Here is a 2,519-nt window from a genome sequence, read left to right as displayed (position 1 = left end):
CGGCGCCGTCTTCCACAAAGGCAAGCTACTCGAACGCCCCGCCGACATCACACCGCCCGAGCCGGCCGAATCAACCGAAACGGAGGTCGCCTGAAACACCCCGATCCACAGGTATTGACAATTCCTCCGCTTGCAGCGGCGGCAGAAGTAAAGTCGTGGCGATCATTGTGACGACGCCGACCGCCGCCGAGGCCGGCAGCAGGCGCCGGGCTCGTGCACCGTAGAAGGCGCGCAGCGCTACCGAACCTGTCCTGCTGACCTCGCGCCACAAGAGTCCGGTGATCAGAAACCCGGAAATGACGAAGAAGACGTCCACCCCTACGTAGCCGCCGCCGATGCCCGGCACCGAAGCGTGGAAGAGCACGACAGCAACCACGGCCACCGCGCGTAAACCCTCGATATCGGGGCGAAACGTCCTTTGTTCCGTGCGTTCATCCAGCCGCTCGTCGGCAGGGCTAACGCGGTCGGCCTGGCGCAAAGTCACCTACCTGAGGAGGGCTGTAGTCGAGGAGGTCGCGACGTCCAAACAATCGTGGGCTCGCGTTAATTGCGGATCAGAAAGCCGTACGGCGAAAATGACCAGCCAAACTTGTTCTCGCGAGCCGTGTCATGGGTGTAGTCCGATGGGAACTCCTTCTCGTACGCCTCGACAGCCTCATAGGGACCAGGGCCCCATTCGGGTGCGACCGGATGTCCGTTGAGGACGGAGTCTTCGACAACCAAGTAGTCGCCTGTCGAGAGCACCGGGCGCAGGAGTTTCATCTCAGCGAGTACGTGGTCCATGGAATGGTCGCTATCCAGGATGGCCCAGACTTTCCCGGGGTACTCGGTTCTGAGTTGCCGGATGCGTTCGGCGACTTCAGGTGCAGCGGAGGAGGATTCGAGGAATTCAACATCGGGATCACGTCGCGCTTCGGGCCGCAGAAGTGAATGGCTGATATCAACAGACAGAACCTTGAATGGTTGGCCGATCTGCCGCATGACGCTGGCCCAGTACAGTGCCGAACCGCCGAACGCCGTTCCGAACTCGATCACCAACGAGGGTTTCAGACTGACCAGGATCTCCTGGTAGTTCCACATATCGCAGGGCGATTTGAACGTCTCGACACCCATCCAGGTGGTGTCCTGCCACACCAGGTTGTTGAAATACCACTTTGAATATTCCTCGGGCTCCGAGCCTGTTGATCGATAGAAAAGCTGAGAAAACAGGCGGGTATTGCGGCGGTCAAAGACAATTTGGTTCAGAATCCGGAGTTTGGTCGCAAACGTCGATCGTTTGGTTTCGGTCGGTTGTTGACTCGACATGCCATTCCTCTTCTCGTGTTTGAGCGCCTTCGGGCTAGCGCCGCGTCGGGTCGAGCGTTCCCAGGCCGGTGATCTCAAGGCTGACCGACTTTCGCACTCCGGCCGCTCCCAGCATGAAAACGATGTCGCCTATCGGTGCTCCCAGCCAGAACCGCCAATAGCGTTTGGTGAAGATCTTCCACAGATAGCGGCCGTCCAGCAGGTGAATGGCGATCGCGGCCAGGTAATACATGACTCGCTTGAACGGAGACTTCACCATCTCAGCGTTCATTTCACCGACCTCAAGACCCCATGCCCGATAACGGAATTCCAGTCCGTAGCGGTCCTGGAACTCAAAGAATGCGAGCATCTCACCGTTGGTCACGAGGTACTCATCGAAGATCAGAATCGACCCTTCGACGAACCGGTCCTTACAGGTTTCCAGCCCGTGCAAGCAGCTCTCGTAGGTATCCAGATCCATGTGGAAGAGCCTGATCGGGGCCCCGGGCCGCTCGGCCAGGAACGGCGCCAACGTGTCGTAGGTTTTGCCCTTGACGTACTGCACCTTCCGGCCGAGCGTGGCCGGAATTCCGTCGTGCAGTGTCACACCGGTATCCCGGATGAAGCGTTGGGACATCGGATCTGACAGCGAAAAGGTTCCCTTCTTGATAAGGAATTGGTCTTCGATCTGCCAGTCTTCGACGAGACCTTCGAAGGTGTCGAAGCCGTACACCGTCCGCCCCGACGCCTCCGATGTCAGCCGTGTCGACCACCCGATCCACACACCGAGGTCGAGCAGTAGTTCATCGGAGTTCTCCGGCGATGGTTCGGGAAGCCGGGCGGCTTCCCACAGCAGGGGGTGGCCGGCAATCCGGTGGCCGCGCAACTCGGCCAGCGACTCGGTGATGAACGCTTGATAAGCCTCGTCATACTGCCTGATGTCCCGCGCGTACAGGTTTGGGATGTAGTGGCCGCGATCGCGGTAAACCAAGCGCGCGCAAAGCAACCCGATCAGAAGGACGCCGATCACAATGAGAAGCACCGGCGCGAAATAGCATGCGGTCGCGATACCGAGCGCGATGACGAAGAGGACCGCTTTCCAGATCCGGAGGAATTGTCAATACCTGTGGATCGGGGTGTTTCAGGCGACCTCCGTTTCGGTTGATTCGGCCGGCTCGGGCGGTGTGATGTCGGCGGGGCGTTCGAGTAGCTTGCCTTTGTGGAAGACGGCGCCG

The 2,519-nt window shown here is 59.5% G+C and carries 2 protein-coding genes and 1 pseudogene; all 3 read right to left on the bottom strand.

All coding sequences use genetic code 11. The annotated features are described in order from the left end of the window. Positions 1-85 precede the first annotated feature (85 nt). Positions 86-439: pseudogene (locus tag HPC46_RS34175) on the bottom strand (acyltransferase family protein); the annotation flags it as partial. A 104-nt stretch (positions 440-543) separates the two neighbouring features. After that, the gene (locus tag HPC46_RS34170) at positions 544-1,305 is read right to left on the bottom strand and encodes a rhamnosyl O-methyltransferase (RefSeq protein WP_179476406.1); all 762 of its coding nucleotides are present in this window, start codon (positions 1,303-1,305) and stop codon (positions 544-546) included. Positions 1,306-1,339: 34 nt separating this feature from the next. Then, entirely contained in the window at positions 1,340-2,353 is a 1,014-nt protein-coding gene (locus tag HPC46_RS34165) for a class I SAM-dependent methyltransferase (RefSeq protein WP_179476407.1), read from the bottom strand. Between the last annotated feature and the right edge of the window lie 166 nt (positions 2,354-2,519).

This window comes from Mycolicibacterium vinylchloridicum (assembly GCF_013404075.1).
Lineage (GTDB): Bacteria > Actinomycetota > Actinomycetes > Mycobacteriales > Mycobacteriaceae > Mycobacterium > Mycobacterium vinylchloridicum.
The sequence above is the reverse complement of the archived record's forward strand: the minus strand, read 5'-3'. Positions and strand labels throughout refer to the sequence as shown.

What these genes read in the sequence shown, in the direction of transcription:
- HPC46_RS34170 (WP_179476406.1), bottom strand. Translation starts at nt 1,305, where the DNA reads ATGTCGAGTCAACAACCGACCGAAACCAAACGATCGACGTTTGCGACC.